This is a genomic window from Pauljensenia sp. C0170B5, from assembly GCF_056590195.1.
Map to the genome: position 1 here is coordinate 343,064 of NZ_JBWPVR010000002.1, position 18,066 is coordinate 361,129.

At 58.6% G+C, this 18,066-nt stretch carries 17 protein-coding genes; 7 read left to right on the top strand and 10 right to left on the bottom strand.

Annotation, left to right across the window (positions count from 1 at the left end):
* Positions 1 to 44 precede the first annotated feature (44 nt).
* The 7 genes from hrcA to AC1EJZ_RS04865 form a co-directional block, all read right to left on the bottom strand.
* The gene (gene hrcA, locus AC1EJZ_RS04835) at positions 45 to 1,070 is read right to left on the bottom strand and encodes a heat-inducible transcriptional repressor HrcA (protein WP_092648428.1); all 1,026 of its coding nucleotides are present in this window, start codon (positions 1,068 to 1,070) and stop codon (positions 45 to 47) included.
* Between the two features lie 195 nt (positions 1,071 to 1,265).
* Positions 1,266 to 2,180: a DUF3097 family protein gene (locus AC1EJZ_RS04840; protein WP_480294049.1), complete on the bottom strand. Its 915-nt coding sequence runs from the start codon at positions 2,178 to 2,180 to the stop codon at positions 1,266 to 1,268.
* A gap of 33 nt (positions 2,181 to 2,213) precedes the next feature.
* Positions 2,214 to 3,485: a radical SAM family heme chaperone HemW gene (gene hemW, locus AC1EJZ_RS04845; RefSeq protein ID WP_480294050.1), complete on the bottom strand. Its 1,272-nt coding sequence runs from the start codon at positions 3,483 to 3,485 to the stop codon at positions 2,214 to 2,216.
* Complete coding sequence (trmB, locus tag AC1EJZ_RS04850) at positions 3,482 to 4,339, bottom strand: tRNA (guanosine(46)-N7)-methyltransferase TrmB (RefSeq protein ID WP_480294052.1); 858 nt, start codon at positions 4,337 to 4,339, stop codon at positions 3,482 to 3,484. The genes hemW and trmB overlap by 4 nt, the downstream gene beginning before the upstream one ends.
* A 7-nt stretch (positions 4,340 to 4,346) precedes the next feature.
* Positions 4,347 to 6,197: a translation elongation factor 4 gene (gene lepA, locus AC1EJZ_RS04855; RefSeq protein WP_480294054.1), complete on the bottom strand. Its 1,851-nt coding sequence runs from the start codon at positions 6,195 to 6,197 to the stop codon at positions 4,347 to 4,349.
* Positions 6,198 to 6,346: 149 nt separating this feature from the next.
* Positions 6,347 to 7,312: a tetratricopeptide repeat protein gene (locus tag AC1EJZ_RS04860; protein WP_285014505.1), complete on the bottom strand. Its 966-nt coding sequence runs from the start codon at positions 7,310 to 7,312 to the stop codon at positions 6,347 to 6,349.
* A 212-nt stretch (positions 7,313 to 7,524) separates the two neighbouring features.
* Positions 7,525 to 8,172, bottom strand: coding sequence for a TM2 domain-containing protein (locus AC1EJZ_RS04865; protein ID WP_480294056.1), 648 nt, complete (start codon positions 8,170 to 8,172; stop codon positions 7,525 to 7,527).
* Between the two features lie 178 nt (positions 8,173 to 8,350).
* Between AC1EJZ_RS04865 and AC1EJZ_RS04870 the strand changes: the two genes are divergently transcribed.
* The 4 genes from AC1EJZ_RS04870 (at position 8,351) to AC1EJZ_RS04885 (ending at position 11,242) form a co-directional block, all read left to right on the top strand.
* Positions 8,351 to 8,983, top strand: coding sequence for a hypothetical protein (locus tag AC1EJZ_RS04870; protein WP_070727488.1), 633 nt, complete (start codon positions 8,351 to 8,353; stop codon positions 8,981 to 8,983).
* Between the two features lie 9 nt (positions 8,984 to 8,992).
* Positions 8,993 to 9,586, top strand: coding sequence for a type II toxin-antitoxin system PemK/MazF family toxin (locus AC1EJZ_RS04875; RefSeq protein ID WP_092648421.1), 594 nt, complete (start codon positions 8,993 to 8,995; stop codon positions 9,584 to 9,586).
* A 333-nt stretch (positions 9,587 to 9,919) separates the two neighbouring features.
* The gene (rpsT, locus tag AC1EJZ_RS04880) at positions 9,920 to 10,198 is read left to right on the top strand and encodes a 30S ribosomal protein S20 (RefSeq protein WP_058236375.1); all 279 of its coding nucleotides are present in this window, start codon (positions 9,920 to 9,922) and stop codon (positions 10,196 to 10,198) included.
* A gap of 213 nt (positions 10,199 to 10,411) precedes the next feature.
* The gene (locus AC1EJZ_RS04885; protein ID WP_480294058.1) at positions 10,412 to 11,242 is read left to right on the top strand and encodes an aldo/keto reductase; all 831 of its coding nucleotides are present in this window, start codon (positions 10,412 to 10,414) and stop codon (positions 11,240 to 11,242) included.
* 17 nt (positions 11,243 to 11,259) lie between these two features.
* Here the strand turns inward: AC1EJZ_RS04885 and holA are convergent, their stop codons facing one another.
* Positions 11,260 to 12,243, bottom strand: a complete 984-nt coding sequence (gene holA, locus AC1EJZ_RS04890) for a DNA polymerase III subunit delta (protein WP_480289039.1) — start codon at positions 12,241 to 12,243, stop codon at positions 11,260 to 11,262.
* Between the two features lie 55 nt (positions 12,244 to 12,298).
* Positions 12,299 to 13,849, bottom strand: a complete 1,551-nt coding sequence (locus AC1EJZ_RS04895; protein ID WP_480289038.1) for a ComEC/Rec2 family competence protein — start codon at positions 13,847 to 13,849, stop codon at positions 12,299 to 12,301.
* Positions 13,850 to 14,183: 334 nt separating this feature from the next.
* Between AC1EJZ_RS04895 and AC1EJZ_RS04900 the strand changes: the two genes are divergently transcribed.
* Positions 14,184 to 14,945: a DUF4853 domain-containing protein gene (locus AC1EJZ_RS04900; protein ID WP_141757407.1), complete on the top strand. Its 762-nt coding sequence runs from the start codon at positions 14,184 to 14,186 to the stop codon at positions 14,943 to 14,945.
* Positions 14,946 to 14,975: 30 nt separating this feature from the next.
* Here AC1EJZ_RS04900 and AC1EJZ_RS04905 read toward each other — a convergent pair whose 3' ends face one another.
* On the bottom strand, positions 14,976 to 15,746 hold the full coding sequence (locus AC1EJZ_RS04905) for a ComEA family DNA-binding protein (protein WP_070727582.1): 771 nt from the start codon (positions 15,744 to 15,746) through the stop codon (positions 14,976 to 14,978).
* A gap of 193 nt (positions 15,747 to 15,939) precedes the next feature.
* On the opposite strand from AC1EJZ_RS04905, the gene AC1EJZ_RS04910 reads away from it, so the two are divergent.
* Complete coding sequence (locus AC1EJZ_RS04910; RefSeq protein WP_070727473.1) at positions 15,940 to 16,314, top strand: hypothetical protein; 375 nt, start codon at positions 15,940 to 15,942, stop codon at positions 16,312 to 16,314.
* Positions 16,315 to 16,323: 9 nt separating this feature from the next.
* Positions 16,324 to 17,964 carry an alpha/beta hydrolase gene (locus tag AC1EJZ_RS04915; RefSeq protein ID WP_480294060.1) on the top strand — a complete coding sequence of 547 codons (1,641 nt, stop codon included), beginning with the start codon at positions 16,324 to 16,326 and terminating at the stop codon, positions 17,962 to 17,964.
* Positions 17,965 to 18,066: the final 102 nt, after the last annotated feature.

An 18,066-nucleotide genomic window follows, 5' to 3' on the forward strand; every position in this document is an offset into this window, starting at 1 on the left:
CAAGCAGCTCGCGCCGGACATGCCAGTGTGGCAGATGTGTGCACTCATGACGCTAGGTATTTCGACAAGTAGGACGCAACTGCCCTGACGGTTGACATCGTGCGCCCGTAGTCCATGCGCGTCGGACCGATGACACCGAGGTGCGCGACCGCTCCGCTGGACGTCCCGTACGTTCCCGATATGACGGATGTTTCCGCGAACGCTCCGTCAGGGTTTTCCGTCCCGATCGACACATGCACGTCACCGCTGGAATGTTCCTCGTCCAATTCCGACAGCAATCGCAACAGCACCACATGTTCTTCGAGGGCGTCCAACAGTGCGCCGATATCGGTGAAATCCACATGTGAACGCGTCAGGTGGGACATCCCCGCGATGACGACGCGCGATTCAGCTGCTGTGGGATGCAGCAGTTCCGTCAGTGCACTGCACACCGCCTCGACGAAGTTCTGATGCCCGCTTGGAGCCTGATTCCTGATCTCATCAACGATGGTACGCACCTTGTCGGCAGTGTGGTTCTCGCATTCGTCGTTGAGCTTTTCGCGCAGAAATGAGATGACATGTGGGGGAACCTGCTGGGGGAATTCCAGCATGCGTTCTTCCACGCGTCCTTCGTTCGTAATGACGATCAGCAAGACTCGATGCGGTGCGAGGTCAACCAGTTCGACTCGGAGCAGTGTGGACGTGGACAGCGAAGGGTACTGGACGACCGCGACCTGCCTGGTGACTTGCGCAAGCAGTCGAACAGTCCTGTTCACGACGTCTTCGAGGTCAACGCACTGGCCGAGGAAAGTCTCAATCGCCCGCTTCTCGGGTGCGCTCATCGGTTTGATCTCAGAGAGCGTGTCGACGAAGAGGCGGTAGCCCTTTTCAGTGGGAACTCGCCCGGCAGAGGTGTGAGGCTGGTAGATCAGATCATTTTCTTCCAGCACAGCCATGTCGTTGCGAATGGTTGCCGGCGAGACGCCTAAATCCTGCGTTGCGGCGATCATTTTCGAGCCGACGGGTTCGCGGGTGTGGACGTACTGGGACACGATCGCACGCAAGACGTCGAGCCTGCGATCAGTGGCCATGTTGTGTCCTTTCCACGATCCGTTCTGTGGTGGTGCTGTGGCACGTCCATGTCTGCGACACAAACGCCACATTTGGCACTCACCCTGTCTGAGTGCCAATCCTACTCCGTTCAGGTGATTTCCTCTCACCGGCTGCGGTGGAAAATCCGCGTCTATTGCTCAGGGCGTACACGCGTTCCCACGGCGCATTGTCGGCTAGAGCGTTCCCTGCGCGGTCACAAAATCAATGAGCTCTTCAACCCTGCCAAGCAGTGCCGGCTCGAGGTCACGATAGTCGCGCACAGTGCGCAAGATTCGTCGCCACCCCTGCGCAATATCAGCCTGCGAGGCATGAGGCCAGCCCAGCGCCTGAAGGGTTCCCATTTTGATGTCAACGGATCGCGGGATCGCCGGCCACGTGTCGAATCCAACACGCGCCGGCTTGACCGCCTGCCAGATATCAACGAACGGGTGCCCAACAATGAGGACGCTGTCCCCCCACCGCTGCTGCACGCTGTGAGCGATACGGGATTCCTTCGAACCGGACACCATGTGATCGACCAGTATTCCTGCACGTGCGTGAGGCGTGGGCGAAAACTCTTCCAGAACGGCTTCCAGGTTATCGACCCCTTCGAGCAGTTCGACCACAACCCCTACATCTGCCAGGTCATCACCCCACACGTATTGGACCAGGTCAGCATCGTGGCGCCCTTCGACCCAGATTCGTGACTGGCGAGCCACACGCGGATGCGTGCGCGCCGATTCTTCCGGGCGGGCGCGTCGCGACCCAGAATTGGTCACCGCCCGCCCACTGGCGGACACTGATCCTGCGTTCCGAGGCGTCGCCTGCGCGCGAGGCAATGGCGGCAGGGCAATAATCGGTCGGCCATCGAGCCAGAATCCACCGCCCATGGGAAAACTGCGGCGTCTCCCTCGTCGGTCTTCCAACTCGATCACGTAGATGCCTGCGGATTTTTCAGTCCGGATGACCGCGCCCACGAATCCGGTGGTGACATCTTCGAGGACCATGCCAGGCTCGACGTGGACCTCTCGCGAGCGCGGGCGATGCGCGTCGGGACCATCGCGATGCGGGTCAAACTTGAAGATATTTGTGCCATACGGGTCATCCATCACCCGGCTATTGTACGGGCGAAAAAGATGCGCCTAGTCAGTGAGCTCGCGCGTCACGTAATCAGCCAGAAGCCTGCCACGCAGGGTCAGTGCGATGTGGCCACGCTCCAGCGCCTCTGAGTCCAGCAGGCCTTCGTCACGCAGACGGTGACAGGTTTGCGATGCGTTCTCCCTGCCCGCGTGAGCGGCAACATCGCCTAGCGCGATGCCATCTGACGTGCGCACTCTCAACAGGACGCGCTCCAGGTAACGCGTCTGGTCATCGAGGATTTCACCGGCGGCGGCCGGTGACTGCGCGGATCGAAGGCGACCAGCCCAGGCACGCGGGTGTTTGACGTTCCACCAGCGGGCGCGCCCGATATGCGAATGGGCACCGGGGCCAAAGCCCCACCAGTTCCAGTCGCGCCAGTAGGCCAGGTTGTGACGGGACGCGTGCCGCAGTTCGGTGGCTGGAAGCCCTGCTTCATCTGCTTCTTCGCGAGCAAAGTTCGAGATCTCGTACCAGCGGTATCCGGCGCTGCGTATCATCTGGTCGAGCAGTTCATACTTGTCGGCTTCGTCATCCGGATCAGGCATGGGCAGCTGCCCGTGAGCAACCTGCGCCGCCATCTTGGTGCCGTCCTCAATGACCAGTGCGTAGGCACTGATGTGGTCGGGCTGCAGGTCGCACGCTGCCTGCACTGTTGTGGCCCAGTCATCGAGTGATTCACCCGGCGTGCCGTAGATGATGTCAACGGATACGTCCAGTCCTGCTGCGCGCGCCCACTCGATCACCTGGCCGACACGTTCGGGGCGGTGCTGACGATCCAGGGTGTGCAAGATTCGCGGAACTGCGCTTTGCATACCCACCGACAGTCGTGTCACCCCGGCATCTGCAAGCCTCTTGACAGACTGCTCGTCAACGGTTTCCGGGTTTGCCTCGCAGGTAACCTCTGCACCTTGGGCAATTCCGATTCGGTCTGCGAGGTCGTGCAGCATACGCGCGTGGGCACTGGTGTCCAGCATGGTGGGCGTGCCGCCGCCGAAGAAGACGGTGCGTGCAGGTGCCTGTCCCAGCCCCGCCTCGTCCAGCACGCGTGCCGCCAAAGAGATTTCACTGCTGACACTGTCCGCGTACGTATCGCGGTCGGCCCCCGGACCGAACCCAACAGTGTAGGTGTTGAAGTCACAGTACCCGCACCTCACGCGGCAAAAAGGTACGTGGACGTAAATGCTGAGGGGTCGGTGAAGCTCGGGCTGCGCGTTTTCAGAGCTGATAGCGCCAGATTGTGGCCAGCGCATTCCGTCGGGCAGCTGCGGGCTCACTGCTGGGGGGGGTTTTCGCTCGCGGGCTGTGTGCGTGGCAGTCGAGGCTCCCGGATCGCTTCGATGTCGTGCGCATGGCGTTCGTCGTGGATGCCGCGGGATTCGAAGTGGGTGAGCACGCGTCCTTCCCACCGCGGTGCGAATCCCCCGCGCTCCCCCTCGGGGTCATTGGGGTCCGCCCGTTCGCCTTCATACGGATTGACGAGGACGTCGCACGCCTCGACGACATCACGCATTTGCCATGCGTAATCATCCCAATCCGTTGCCAGGCGCCACACTCCCCCGTCTTTGAGGATTCTGGCGATCTCCAGGGCGAACTGGTCGTTGACGATGCGGCGCTTGCGGTGACGCGCCTTGCGCCACGGGTCTGGGAAGAATGTCCACACCTCGTCGGCAATCGCACTGTCCAGGGTGATCGGGATCGCCTGGGCGGCGTCAGCTTCGACGACGCGAATGTTCTCAACTCCGGCGCTGACTGCTCGTGAAACGAGTTTGGCAATACCCGGTTGCCAGACTTCAAATGCCAGAAAGTTGTGGTCGGGCCAGCGATCTGCCGCCGAGACGATCTGCTCGCCGACGCCCGGTCCGATCTCGACAACCAGTGGCGCCTCGCGCCCGAACAGTTCAGTGGGCGCCAGGTGGAAGTCGGATGCGACAGTGGTGTATCCCTGTGAGCGCTTAACGGGCACAACGAAACGTTCACCATGCTTGTCCATCGTGCGCTGCAGCGATTCGGTCAGGCGACGCGAGCGACGCGTGAAGGACTTCGTGCGGGCACGGTACACACCGTTTTCCTCGTCGTGACGGTCAGATGAATCCAGCACTGACTTGCGGGTTCGATGTACACGGTTCATCGGCCGGTCACTGCTTCTTTCCTGTGGGCACATCTGACGTCAAAGCCGCAATGAATGCCTCCTGCGGCACGTCGACACGCCCGATGGACTTCATGCGCTTCTTACCGGCTTTTTGCTTCTCCAGCAGCTTGCGCTTACGGGTGATGTCACCGCCGTAGCACTTGGCCAGCATGTCCTTGCGCAGGGCTCGGATCGTTTCACGCGCGATGATGCGCGCACCGATAGCAGCCTGCACGGGGATTTCAAATTGCTGGCGTGGAATGAGTTCCTTGAGGCGCTTCGTCATCTTCAGCCCATAGGCGTAGGCCGCATCTCGGTGGACGATGGCGCTGAACGCATCGACCTTTTCACCGTTGAGTAACACATCGACTTTGACGAGGTCAGCGCTTTGCTGCCCGGCATCGTGGTAGTCCAGCGAGGCGTACCCTCGGGTGCGGGACTTGAGCTGGTCGAAGAAGTCGAACACGATTTCAGCCAGTGGAAGCTTGTAGCGAATTTCGACGCGCTCAGGCGACAGGTACTCCATCCCTTCGAGGGTTCCGCGCCGCTCCTGACACAGCTCCATGACCGCGCCGATGAAGTCTGACGGGGTGAGCACGGTGGCGTCCACGATCGGCTCACGCACTTCTGCCACTTTACCGTCCGGGAAAGTCGAGGGGTTGTCGACACGAATGCGGGTACCATCTTCTGCGACCGCTTCGTAGACCACGTTGGGTGCGGTCGCGATCAACGACAGGTCGAATTCGCGTTCGAGGCGTTCACGCACAATTTCCAGGTGCAGCAGCCCGAGGAAGCCACAGCGGAAACCGAAGCCCAGCGCCGCTGAGCTTTCCGGTTCGAATGTCAGTGCTGCATCGTTGAGCTGGAGGCGTTCGAGTGCTTCACGCAGGTTAGGAAAGTCTGTTCCGTCCACCGGGTAGATGCCGGAGAACACCATCGGATGAGGATCCTGGTAACCCGATAGCGGCTGGTCGGCTCCGCGCACCGATTCGGTTACTGTGTCGCCGACTTTAGATTGGCGCACATCCTTCACGCCTGTGATCAGGTATCCGACTTCGCCAGCTCCAATTCCGTCGGTAGGCGTGGGGTCTGGTGAGATGACACCAATTTCGAGCAGTTCGTGGGTGGAGCCTGTGGCCATCATTTTCACTTTTGTACGCGAGGACAATGAGCCATCCACGACGCGCACATACGTCACGACACCGCGGTACACGTCGTACACGGAGTCAAAAATCATGGCTCGTGTGGGAGCATCCGGGTCGCCACTTGGCGGTGCCACCAGGTTCACGATCGCGTTGAGCAGTTCTTCGACGCCTTCGCCTGTCTTGCCGGAAACGCGCAGAACTTCATTGGCGTCCACACCAATGAGCTGGGCAATTTCGTCGGCGTACTTATCGGGTTGGGCGCTGGGCAGGTCGATCTTGTTGAGTACAGGGATGATCGTCAGGTCGTTTTCCATTGCGAGGTACAGGTTCGCCAGGGTCTGCGCTTCAATACCCTGAGCTGCGTCGACCAGCAGAACTGCGCCTTCGCAGGCAGCGAGGGATCGGGAAACCTCGTACGAAAAATCGACGTGGCCAGGGGTGTCGATCATGTTAAGCGCGTAGCCGGTGCCGTCAACAACCCACGGCATGCGCACAGCCTGAGACTTGATGGTGATGCCGCGTTCGCGTTCGATGTCCATGCGGTCCAGGTACTGGTCGCGCATATCGCGCTGCTCGACGACGCCAGTCAGTTGCAGCATCCTGTCAGCCAGGGTGGATTTGCCGTGGTCGATGTGGGCGATAATGCAGAAGTTTCGAATCCGATTCTGCGGGGTATGCGCCGGAAGAATCGACTGGCGTACTGCATCAGTCAAACTAGCAGACAAGGAACAACCTCCGAACATCACGATGTATACCCCCTATCGTCCCATTGAAGACGGGTCACGCGCCAACTGTCGCCTTGACCAGTTGCGCACATCCCGGGTCAGGGACCACCGCCGCACGTCGCGCCGCTTCCGCTCGCCTACCGTTGCCGAATGCCCTCCTGCGTGTCGACAGCTTCCTGGCAGGAGCCCTGAATGTGCATGTAGATCTGCACATCCTCTTCAGTGAATCCGGCGGGCAGATTCTCCAGCAGTTCGGCGCACCAGTGCTGCGCGGCCGAATAATCGTCCTCATCGAGGGCGAGGGCGACCTGTAAGATCCGCTGCCGGGCTGTCATGTCAGCGCGCTCACCCAGGAACCGCCGGCAATCTTGTGCCAGGACAGACCATAATTGTCGCGCCTTTTCCACGTCTCCTGAGGCAAACAGGCATGCTGCAAGGGAATCGCGAATACTCAGCGTCAATTCGCTGCCTTGCCCCCACACCGGTATCACGTCTTTCACGAGCTCTTCGTAGAGTGCAATCGCTGCATCCCACTGTTCGTCGAGGGCGAGCACTTCGGCAAGATTGTCACGAATCGTCAGGAGCATCGGGTCATCAGGATCCAATTCGGCACCCATGTCATCAGCAAGTTGTCGGTATATCAGGGCAGCTCCCGCGTAATCTCGGCGTTTTTTATACGGCATTGCGGAGTTTGTGCGCGCGGCCCATGCCAGTGAATCGGTGTGCCCCAGGGTACGGCAGATATCCTTGATGAGCGGTTCGAACTGCGGCTGTGCAGCCTCGTCGTATCCGCTCATGCACATCCAGTACAGCTCCGAGTGACGGACAAGCAGGGACAGTGGGTGGCACGCTCCCAGATCGCGGCGCGCCAGGGTGACCGCTTTGGAAGCTGATCTGCGCGCGTAATCGGCCTGCCCGAGGTGCCCATGCCAATCGACGACCTGTTTCATGATGATGACTTGCGTCGCAGTATCGACGTTATTGCACGTGATCACCTGTTTGGCGACGTGAATCGCTTCTTCAAGGTTGCCTCCGTCTGCTAGCTGCCGCATACGTTCCAAGGCGCGCCCTTCAGTGGTGATATCACCGGCGCGGCTTTTCATATTGACAGGGGCTGGCATCCCCCCGGCACTGCTTCGATGCTGCGAGCCTGTCGTAGATTGTCCCACACCATTACCTCATTTCATGTCAGTTCCTTTCGGTTCACTCATACTGACATGAGTTCATGGCACACACATGTATGGCCGAGTACATCTGTGGATAAACGAAGGCTCCTTCTATCCCTGTGGATAAAAGGAGCCTTCCAGAGAAGTCCTCAAGCCTGCATCGGCACCCCGTGCCCATCATAGGCGTAAGATCCCGATCCGATGAAGTACATGATCGATTCGATAAACGCCCAGATCGCGACACCGGTGAGCGTGAAGAACCCGATGATGATGAAGCACAGCGGGAACGACACGAGCGTCACCAAGAGCTGAATAATGCCCAGCGTCGTCCTACCGGCATAGAAGTTATGGACACCGAGCGTGCCGAAGAACAAGCCCAGGATTCCTGCGACGATTCGCGACTTCGGTGCCGAATAGGTTGGATTCGCCTGATATCCGGCGGGATTCTGGTAGGCGCCCTGAGACTGGTAGCCTCCCCGGTTGCCATACCCGCCCTGGTTTGGGTACGGGGTTGCGCCGTGCGCCTCGTACACACCCTGGTTGGAATAGCCGCCATAGGACTGGCCCTGGTATGAGGACCCATCGGGAGCGCCATTGGCAGCACCGTTGGGAGCGCCGTTGGCCGATCCATAAGGGGAACTGCCGTACGACCCGTAGTATTGCGACGAGTTATATCCGGACTGTTCCAATGCGGATCCAGTTGATGCTGAGTTGCCGTAGTCCTGGCTGGAATCAGACGATGAAGGAACATCCTGTTCCGGCCACCGGCTGGCACCATACGTGTGATCGTTGTCCACTGAGAATTCCTAACGTGTCACGTACCGACCTGAAAGTATTTTCAGACACTAACAGTACTGCAGATGCCCACAATTGTGCAGGTGGTACATGAATTAGCCTCGCATTCTGTCCGTGATGCCACGCACACCGGCCACTTTTGGGTGACAATGATGACGAAGCGTACTGAAGGAAGGTTCCATGACGTCTGAAGCAACCCCGCTGCCGCCGCGCACACATACACCCATCCCGGCCACCACTCAGCGGGTTTCCCGGTGGATTGCACGCGTGACAGGTTTTATCGGCCTGCTCGTTCTGATCACAGCCGCAACGACAGCAGCCATCTGCGCATTGCTCGGCATTTTCGTGGTGCGCCAGCGCGACGGTTTCGGCTCATGGCTCCCCCTGATTATTGCGGTGGTCACATTGCTTGTCACCGGTGTCTTCTGGTACGAACGACGCCTGTGGGTCAAGGCCATTCGGGAAGACTCCCGGGCACATCGCCATTCGAGTGGAGGCAACTCAATCACCGTCCACAATGCTTCCCCCTCATCGCCTCAGGAGTCGGCACTTTCTCCCTCGACAATTCTTGACCGCGAAGAAGTACGCTGGCTCAACGCACGTAAGGAATATGACCTGCGGCGCAAGACCACTCTTCCTCGTGTCGAGGCAGCTCAACGTGCCGCAACGGAATACCTGGGCGGGGTGGAAAATGCTCCCTGGCTCGAACGCGATTTGCGCACCAGCGTGATTGCCTTCTTCGCCATGACGGCGGGTGGTGCGATCTGTGCAGTCACCTGCCTTGTTTCCATCATCGTTCTAGCTTCTCATTAGGATTTCCTCATGCCATCGTGGTCCCGACTCGCACGCAACATTGCCCGCAAAGCGCTGTTCACTGTGGTGTCTCAGATGCGCACCTCCGGCTCGCAGGCGCCCACACAGACACGCAAATCGCAGCGCAACTCCATGCCTTCTGACGGTTCCCAGCCGCGCCCCCTCGGCGCGCATTCCATTCGCGAGGTTGACTTGTCCGAGGGTCTTGCGCATACCTCCTACGATCCTGATCCGGATGGGGATGCGGATCCGGGTGAAGTGGTGTGGACGTGGGTTCCCTATGAGGAGGATGCCTCCCGCGGAAAAGATCGCCCGGTCGTGGTCATCGGCCGCTCGACAAAGTCAGGCACCCACGGCGTGTATGTTGCGCAGCTGACCTCGAAGGACCACGATCGAGATGCCCGCTGGGAAGCCTCGCAGGGCCGTCACTGGATGGACGTCGGTACCGGCACGTGGGATTCACGAGGGCGCCCATCCGAGGTTCGACTCGATCGGGTTTTATGGGTAGCTCATGATGAAGTGCGTCGAGAAGGCGCAACACTGAAACGTCAGATCTTCGAACGCGTCATCAACGGCATGCGCACCGTCGACTCGAACAGGTAAGGACTGCCGCCAACTCCCACCGCTGAAGATTTTCGTTGAGTCGCGCGACTGCTCACTATCGTCAAGTTGCGCCTCTGAGAGGGCCACCGCCGGCTCACTTGTTCTGGAGCCGGCGCCCGAACCGGCCGAAGGTGAGCGTATTCACCCCGTTTTTTCGTTCAGCTACTGGCACGGACGCGCTTGATGCTGGTAATGTTAACGGTCGGGCTCCCGGCTTGGTCGAGCAGGGGGTCTGGTTGTTTACCGTTTGCGGGATGTCCCCTCGTCCCAGTCCCGGTAGCGACAGAACCCTCACCGACCTGGACGTTCATGAAGTAAGGAGATTTCCGGACAGTGGCGAATATTAAGTCTCAGATCAAACGCAACCGCACCAACGAGAAGCGTCGTCTGCGTAACCAGTCAGTGAAGTCTGAGCTGAAGACCTTGGTACGTAAGGCTCGCGAACTCATTGAAGAAGGCGACGAGGACGCTGCAGAAAAAGCAGTGCAGGTTGCTTCCCGCAAGCTTGACAAGGCTGCTTCCAAGGGCGTGATTCACCGTAATCAGGCCAGCCAGCGTAAGTCGAAGCTGTCGCACCGTCTGAACAAGATGACGGCTGAAAAAGCGGAGTGATTCTGCGCCCCGAGCGGGCACACACTTTCACAGGGAGCAGGCATGGCGCCTGCTCCCTCGCTTTTTGGTTCGGCCACGCCAGTCTCCTTCGTCCGCTTCGCGCGCCATCACGCATTCGCCGGCATTTTCTGCTCGCGTTATCGCAGGTGTTCCGCGTTCGACCGTCCTCGTTCTCGTTCTGCACGCGAGTGTGGTCAATGGCACACTGGAGCCATGAGCGATATTCCTGTGATGAAACTGAATGACGGCTACGAGATCCCTCAGCTGGGCTTTGGGGTATTCCTCGTTGAAGAAGATGAGGCACAGCGGGTAGTGATGGACGCCCTCGAAACTGGCTATCGCCACATCGACACGGCGAAGATCTACGGGAACGAGGAAGGCGTCGGACGCGCGATCGCTGAATCGGGAATTGCCCGTAAAGACCTGTACATCACCACGAAGCTGTGGAACGATGACCAGCCGAAAGCACGCCAGGCACTTGAGCAGTCCCTGGAACGCCTGGGACTTGACTACGTTGACCTTTACCTCATTCACTGGCCGTGCGCCCGGCAGGATGCGTACCTCGATGCATGGCATGAAATGGAAAAGTGCCGAGAGGAAGGGCTGATTCGCTCGATCGGTGTGTGTAATTTCCTGCCGAAACACCTGGAGCGTTTGCTCGGTGAGTCCGAGACTGTTCCGGTTGTGAACCAGATTGAGTTGCATCCGACCTACCAGCAAAGCTCGGTGACGCAGTATTCACGCTCGCACGATATTGCGATTGAAGCCTGGGGACCGCTGGGACAGGGCAAGTACGACCTGTTCGGTGAGAAGCCGATCAAGGAGGCTGCTGAAGCTCATGGAAAGACTCCTGCTCAGGTGGTATTGCGGTGGCATTTGCAGATGAAGAACATCATTTTCCCGAAGTCAGTACATGTTGAGCGCATGCGCGAGAACATGGAGATCTTTGATTTCACGCTGACCAGTGACGAAATGAGCGCGATCACCGCGCTGGAGCGAGGCAACCGTGTCTCGTCTCACCCCGACGAAGTCGACGTGGACTAGAAGCGGCTCCTAGGCTCTTAGGCGCGGGCCGACCCGCGCAGTCGACAGATCGTGAGGACACATTTTTCGACTGCGCGTTCAGGGTCACGTGACAGGCCTTTGGCCTCTTCGTCTGCGAGCGCGATGGCTTCAATGGCACCGGCCAAAGCCGTGTCAGTCCACCCTTGCACGTCCCGCCGTGCACGGTTGAACTGCCACTGATTCATCGACACAGACTGCAGAGCGCCACGCGGAGCGGTTGCGTACGCCATCGACCGAAACTTCGATGCCAGTGCGCCGACGATCATCAGCGGCGCGACACCTGTTGCCAGAGCGTGGCGTAGCAGTGTGAGCGCCTGAGCTGTCCGACCTGCGAGTGCAGCGTCAGCAACGTCAAAGCCGGAGGCTTCCACTCGGCCTGAATGGTAACGGTGGACGGCTTGCGTCGTGATCGTCCCTTCGACGTCACTCATGAGTTGGGACAGTGCGCTCATCATTTCCGCCAGGTCAGATCCCAGAGCGCCGACGAGCATGTGCGCAGCTTCAGCTTCGATGCGTCGGTGCAGGCGGCGCGCCTCGGACATGACGAGGTCGATTTTTTCGTTGTCGTATTTGAGCGGATCTGCCGCGATCGTGGGCACATGTGCTTTCTTGAGCGCATCGAGCACTTTCTTGCCACGGTTACCGCCGTTGTGTCGGACAATCATCCACACGTCGTCTGCCGGGTTGTCAATGTAGGCCAGCAGATCCACCATCAGTTCGTCATTGGTGACTTCAAAATTAGGGATCACGATCAGGCGGGGTTCACCGAACAGGGACGGTGAGGTGACAACATCGAGTTGTCCAGCCGGATACGTGGCGGCCGAAATCTCCACGCGTTCAACTGAAGCGTCGCGTTCAGTGGCCTGGCGTCGAAGCTCACTGACGGCACGGTCTGCCAGGAAGGCTTCGGATCCTTTAACCAGCACAAGAGGTGCCAGTTCGATCGGGTCACTTGAGCGTGACTGGGATCGACGCGCCATCTGCCATCCTCCTCCGCTTCCTCACCGTGTCGTTTTTTAGATTCAGGGTATGCCACTAGTGTGACATGCGTCGACGGCATCTGCGTACCACTGTGGACACACTCAGCATTCCGATTGCTGCGCTGGCCAGGACGATAGTTCCCTCGATCCCCTGTGGCCATGACACGTTCGCCATCGGCCATGACGACACCCATGTAGCGACCCACGCGATCCATCCCGTGAATATTTGTGCAACGTGCGCCATCAGGGTTGCTGCAGCGGGCCACCACGGCGCACACACCGCTGTCATCAGGGCGCAGACGCACGCTGGCGCGATGACAGGGCTGACCAAAACGTTCGCAATCACACCCCACACTGGTAGAAGCGGCGACATCAGTACGAGGACAGGCGCCACCAGGATTTGAGCGGCAAGTGGAACACAGCACGCCTGCAGCAGGCGTCTGACACAGCGCGCATACCAGGCATCGCTGCGCACCGCGTGCTTGACAGCTTCGTTCCACTGTTGAGCAGGGCCGACAACGCCCCACGTGGCAAGGACGGACAGCGCAAACCCCACTGCCCGGGCAGAAAACGGGTCAATCAGCAAAACCAGTACGACCACGGTGGACAGCGCTGCCTGCGCTCCCCCAGGCCGTTTGAGCAACAAGCCTGCGACTCCGACGCTCGCGGTCAACACCGCGCGTATGACCGAGGGCTGCGGTCCGACAACTGCCACAAGAAGACTCATCGCCGCAAGGGTCGCGCCAGCGCGGATCAATCCTCGCCCTGGCACTGCGCTGACGATCAGTGACAACATGATCGCGATGTGAGTTCCGGACACGGCCGTGAGATGCGTCAGCGACGACGTCTTCATTGCGTCCGAAAGCTCCTCGTTCATGGCGCGATCATCACCAATGGCGACGCCGGGAACCAGCGCCTGGCCTTGCACAGTGAGCGTCGAGCACACCTGACGCATCGATGATCTGACATGACGGACAATCGAGACCCATCCGCCCGGGCGTTCAGTCAGCTCAATGTTCTCAGCCTCCATCGCGCCCACAAACGGCGGGTCGGAGCGAAATTGCGAGTCAATACTGCCGCGCACGAGTACGCGATCATCGCGCACATACTCTCCAATCCCTGCACCCATCAACATGACATTCACGTTCGAGGGCTGCCATTGACCGTGAGACACTTCAACCTGTTCGACGCGCGCGTCTGCGTAGAAGCGTGTCCGGTTCCACCGGCTTGCCATCGCAGCTGGGTCATCGATCAGGCGCACGCGGAGCGTCACGTAGGTGCGTCCAGAGTCGATGAGGCGCACGGTCGGATCCCGCGCATGAGCATCGCAGGCACTGCCGGCAACTATTGCAGCCGCACCCGATGCGATAAGTATTGCCGCCCATCCCAACCGTAACGATCCGACAGGAGTGCGCATCCGGCGAGGGCGAGGCCTCCCTCGTTCATTGTGCCGATCACGAACCCGCCACGCGGCCAGTGTTGCTGCGAGTGCCACAAGGACACCGGTCACTACCACCGCATCCTTCAGGTGGATCGAGATGCGCAGACAGATGAGCAGGGTGATCCAGATGCTGGCGGCAACCGGCGTGACACGCATATCACGCATGCGCGGATAAATCCTCGGTGAACTCATCGGATGGCCTTCAGTGACGGTGGCGCCCCGGGAAACGGCTGACCGGCATGGCAACGGCGAGTGCGAGCCGATGATTCAATCAAGAAAAAGTGCTGCATGAGGACGAGGGTATGCATTCGTCTCACCGCCTACCACCGTGTGTCCTTCGCCTGTGGGTGAGCGCTGCACACGTGTGGTGGCTGTGGACGGCGGTGGTTTTCCACACGACAAAACCCCGGTCGGATTAAGTTGTCGTTCGATTTACAGGGGCGACGCAGCGCGCTTACAGTAGGACTCATCTAACCGCGCTCATGACAAGGACACCCGTTTGAACCCACCATACGTTGCTCCTGATGCTCACGACGCTGCGATACGGACACCTCCGGGACCATCTCCAGAACTCTTGCACCTGCGCGCATCAACGAGGATCGTCCGCGCACTGAGTGCAGCACGCTTACAGCGCGCTCACACCAAGTCCCGCACTGATGCGCTGAGAACGCGGGTGCGATCGTTCCTGATGTTGCCACTTGTCACACTCATGGTTGCGTTTGCGCTGACGTCGTGTCATTCCTCGCAGCCGACGACGGATAATCAATTCTGGGATGGATCCTTATCCCTCGAGCAGCGCGCCACAATCGAGGATGTTCAGCGCACCATCCTGCCCGCATTCCAGGAAATCCTCGCCAACCTGTCCGCAGCTGGAGCCGGACAATTTTCAGAGCTCGAGGGCCCTTCGCTGACGGGTCGTGCGACTGATCGTAACACGGGCAAGATCTCGGCTTTTGAAGTTGCAACTGCCATTGCCGCTGGCCACGCAATTCCGCCTGAAGAGGCTCGCCGGATCACAGGCGACATTGTGACCCCGCTCGGAATGACCCAATTCAGTGACCTCACACCCGATGATGACGACACCGGCGAGGTCTCGTACAACTGGTTTGATCCGGATAACGGTGGATTCGTCGAACTGACGATTCTACCCGATAGTTCCATGACTGTTTATTACATTTCAGGCATGCGCCCGACGGATGGTTCGACAACTCAAGCCGAACAGTGGACTGACGGAGCCCAGTCCGATGCGAGTGCCCAGTAGCAGGCGTTTCTGTCGGTGGCAACGCCGCTCTTACACACACGCACCTGTCGAAATCTTCTGAAGCATTGCCGGTCCAATGCCTGAGACATCATCGAGCTGTTCGACTGAATCGAAGCGACCAACTGTCTGGCGATAGTCAATGATGCGTTGCGCAATGGCTGGTCCCACGCCGTCGAGATTTTCGAGTTCGGCAGATTCAGCGGTGTTGATGTTGATACAGGATGGTGCCGTGTTGCCTGCCGGGTTGCCATCAGAGTCATTGCGTGACGGAGTGCCTGTCTGAGCACCGGGTGGAGGGCTTTCACCTGGTTTGGTCACGGCTATGTGTTCACCATCGACCAGCACGCGCGCCATGTTGAGCGATTCAAGGTCGGCATCAGCAAGTGGACCGCCCGCAGCATCGACCGCATCGATGACTCGTGAGCCGTCGGGAAGCTCCACGACTTGCGGCTGCCCGACCTGCCCTGTCACGTAGACGGTGACGCTGGCAGTGTCAGATGGGGTGAGTAGATCGCCCTCGTCAACGCCCGTAACAGCCGAGGAGGACTGAGCGGACTGAGCAGCCGGTGCTTCGTTTGGCGATGATTCGTCGAGGCTATGGGCGGTATCTGGAGCTGAACGAAAGCGCCATACTGAGATTGCGCTGACAAGGACAATGACGAGGACCAGGACAATGACTGCCGGCGCCGATGGCAGAATACGGATGCGCTGCTCGGGTGTTTCGTCGCCGCGTTCAGACGCTGCCTGGGCGTACACAGCGTGTGTCAGCTTTTTGAGACGACGGCGTTGAAGGAGGTCCATGTGGGCACTGTATGGATACTGCGGACTGTCTCGGAACAGCGGCAGTGCGAGTGTGGATAACTCCAGCGCGCAGTGCCTCATGTGGATAACTGGGCACTGTCCACATCACAAGCGATTTATTCCAACCTCTTTACTCGAGGGCATGCATCTCTTACCATGAAAACGCCCGCTGACAAGGAGACAGAGGACTACCGTGACAGATTTACATGTCGTGCCAGGAGATTTCGGCAAGCTCTCCAATTCAACTGCATCTATCGCTGACGATCTTTGCTCCGTCACAGTGGCGGACGCACTTTCAGGACTTTCATCAGCAATGCCCGGCGCATCGTCACCTTCAGCCGCGGCGGAGGCCGGCGCGAATATCGAGGAACGCTCAAAAGCTACCGCCAATTTGCTGTCTCGGTTCAGCGATGCTGCTATGAGTACTCAAAACAGCTTCAACGCCACAGAAAACAGCATTACTAACGGATTTTCAGGCAACACTGTAAAGCCGCCAGCGTACTCAGAACCTGCTAGAGCCACTGATGGCGGCACAGGTGGGGACACCGCTGTTCACACAGTGAAGTAGGAGGTCGCAATGCCCTCGTGGAGCGATATTCAATATTGGAATGACAGCCCGGTCATTGAAGCGGCGAACAACCTGACTGATTCCTACCATAAGTTCCGAGCTCAGGCGGATGAAGCAGCCGCAGCACGAAACGAGATCCAGTCTGTTGGTGAGGCTGCAGACTCAGCGCGCGATCAATTAGGCACGATCATTGAACATCTGAGCCGCGTCATTAATGACACTGCCGAGCTCATGATGGCAACGGCAGATGCTGCTGATGGCGTCAATGAAGTCATGACTCTCGTTCATGAATGCATCACTCAGGCACAGATCGATGGTGTGGCGATCCATGCAAATGGATCGGCATCTCATCCCCCGCCACCGTCCACTCTCCCCCCAGACGTTTACGCCATTGAGGCGGCGCGGAACGAAGCGGAATGTCAGGCTACGATTGCAAACATCAACCGTGCAGTTCAGCGAGCAACAGAAGTGGACAGCGAGTATGCACATCGCACTCGCGCCGTGGCAGAAGGCTCTTATCGAAATTCGGAGAGTAGCAGCTCTACGAGTCCGGGTTTATCAGATTTGCCTGACCCTGCCACCTGGTCACCAGCAGAAATCGCAACGTGGTGGAATGCTCTATCTGAAGATGAACAAGATGCCCTCATCAAAAATCATCCAGACCTCATCGGAGGGCTGGACGGCCTGCCTGGATCCGCACGCGATGAAGCCAATAAGATTCGTCTTCCTGCCATGCTCTCTGAAGCTGAGCAAGCCGAGAAGGAAGCTCGCAAGAAATACCTTGATGCTCAAGAACGCTTGGGGCCATCGGGTTTTGCATCACTCGAATATAGTGAATGGCAGCGAGCTCAAGAGAAACTGGAAAATCTTCGCGCTGTCGAGTCCACACTTAATTCCGACCCGGAATTGTCCTTACTCGTTTTAGATGATTCTGGAGAACGATTGAAAGCCGCTGTCGCTCATGGAGATATTGACAGCGCTAAGCACGTTGCGACTTTCGTTCCCGGTATGAACACTACAGTTCACGATAGTCTCGACTCGTACACGGCCAAGACAGACGTCATGCAGAGCAAGGCTTTGAAGAACAATAATGGCGATGTCGCAACTATTGCATGGCTCGGCTACGATGCTCCGGACTTGTCAGATGTTGCCTCCACATCTAAAGCACACGCAGGTGCCGACAGGCTCAATTCTTTCGTTGAAGGAATCCAGGCCTCGCGTGAGGCAGGCGAATATGGTGACCCGCATCAGACTGTTCTCGGCCATTCGTATGGCTCGACTACTTCCGGTATGGCAGTGAAGGACACGAGGACAGGAGTAGTTGACGATCTCGTGATGTTTGGCTCCCCTGGATCGGGTGTGCAGGACATCCGTGAATATAACCTGCCCGCTGATTCAGGAGGAGATCCGGGACCGCATGCGCACGTCTCGCACGCCCAATACCGAGATCGAGTGCAAGGGATAGGACCGGACTTTTCCTTCGGCAAGAACCCGAACAAGCTTGACGGCATCGAGCATCTCGCAGATTCCACTGCTAAGCCTGATACCTTCTGGGAATGGGTCGACCCGTTTTCGCAGCACAGTTCTTACTTTGAAGAAGGGTCTGCGACAATGAATGACTTCGGCCGTGTAATCGCGGGAGTGAAGTAGATGGTGTTCGCAGCACGTACAAGACTGCACGCTCCGAGCATTCCCTTTCTATCCGTACTGATAATTGCAGCGTTGACAGCAGCGTCGTGTACCACAAAGGAG

Excerpts from the sequence above, each read along its gene's own strand:
- trmB (WP_480294052.1), bottom strand. The coding sequence starts at position 4,339 with ATGAACCGTGTACATCGAACCCGCAAGTCAGTGCTGGATTCATCTGAC.
- AC1EJZ_RS04875 (WP_092648421.1), top strand. The coding sequence starts at position 8,993 with ATGCCATCGTGGTCCCGACTCGCACGCAACATTGCCCGCAAAGCGCTG.
- AC1EJZ_RS04870 (WP_070727488.1), top strand. The coding sequence starts at position 8,351 with ATGACGTCTGAAGCAACCCCGCTGCCGCCGCGCACACATACACCCATC.
- AC1EJZ_RS04915 (WP_480294060.1), top strand. The coding sequence starts at position 16,324 with ATGCCCTCGTGGAGCGATATTCAATATTGGAATGACAGCCCGGTCATT.
- AC1EJZ_RS04840 (WP_480294049.1), bottom strand. The coding sequence starts at position 2,180 with ATGGATGACCCGTATGGCACAAATATCTTCAAGTTTGACCCGCATCGC.
- AC1EJZ_RS04885 (WP_480294058.1), top strand. The coding sequence starts at position 10,412 with ATGAGCGATATTCCTGTGATGAAACTGAATGACGGCTACGAGATCCCT.
- holA (WP_480289039.1), bottom strand. The coding sequence starts at position 12,243 with ATGGCGCGTCGATCCCAGTCACGCTCAAGTGACCCGATCGAACTGGCA.
- hrcA (WP_092648428.1), bottom strand. The coding sequence starts at position 1,070 with ATGGCCACTGATCGCAGGCTCGACGTCTTGCGTGCGATCGTGTCCCAG.
- AC1EJZ_RS04905 (WP_070727582.1), bottom strand. The coding sequence starts at position 15,746 with ATGGACCTCCTTCAACGCCGTCGTCTCAAAAAGCTGACACACGCTGTG.
- AC1EJZ_RS04860 (WP_285014505.1), bottom strand. The coding sequence starts at position 7,312 with ATGAAAAGCCGCGCCGGTGATATCACCACTGAAGGGCGCGCCTTGGAA.
- AC1EJZ_RS04895 (WP_480289038.1), bottom strand. The coding sequence starts at position 13,849 with ATGCGTGATATGCGTGTCACGCCGGTTGCCGCCAGCATCTGGATCACC.